This window comes from Burkholderia sp. Ac-20384, assembly GCF_017104605.1.
In the GTDB taxonomy this organism is placed as follows: Bacteria; Pseudomonadota; Gammaproteobacteria; order Burkholderiales; family Burkholderiaceae; genus Burkholderia; species Burkholderia lata.
The window spans coordinates 1-614 of the sequence record NZ_JAAGPE010000692.1 but is presented as its reverse complement, the minus strand read 5'-3'; the positions used below and the strand labels follow the sequence as shown (position 1 = coordinate 614).

The 614-nt window shown below is 72.3% G+C and carries 1 protein-coding gene; it reads left to right on the top strand.

Features of this window, described 5'->3' with window-relative positions; translation table 11 throughout:
• On the top strand, positions 1–614 hold a 614-nt coding region (locus tag G3O00_RS42875; RefSeq protein ID WP_206146617.1), incomplete at both ends, for an amino acid permease.

Below are 614 nucleotides of genomic sequence, written 5' to 3'. Positions count from 1 at the left end.
CCACCTTCGCCGCACTCGGCGCGCGCTATCCCGACGCGGGCGGCGTATCGACCTATGCGCGGCGCGCGTTCGGGCCGAAAGCTGCGGCAATCGTCGGATGGTGCTTCTACTTCGCGGTACCGGCCGGCGCACCGGCTGCCGCCATGTTCGGCGGCGCATACGTCGCGGCCGTCACGGGCGGCGGGCACACGACGATCATCGTCACGGCTGCCGCGCTGATCGCGACCGTGTCGGCCGCGAATGCATTCGGCGTCACCGTGTCGGGCCGCATGCAGCTCGTGTTGTCGGCACTGCTCGTCACGCTGCTGCTTGCCGCGGTGCTCGCCTCCGCGCCGCATGCGCGCACCGCGAACCTGCATCCGTTCGCGCCGCACGGCTGGCTCGCGGTCGGCCAGGCGGCCGCGCTGCTCGTGTGGAGTTTCGCCGGCTGGGAAGCGATCACGCATCTCGCGGCCGAATTCCGCCGGCCCGCACACGACATGCCGCGCTCGGCCGGGATCGCGGTCGTGGTGGTCGGGTTCCTGTATCTGTCGGTTGCTGCCGCGAGCGTGACGGTGCTCGGGCCGACCGCGGGCGGATCGGGTGCGCCGCTCGCCGAACTGATCGCGGGCGGA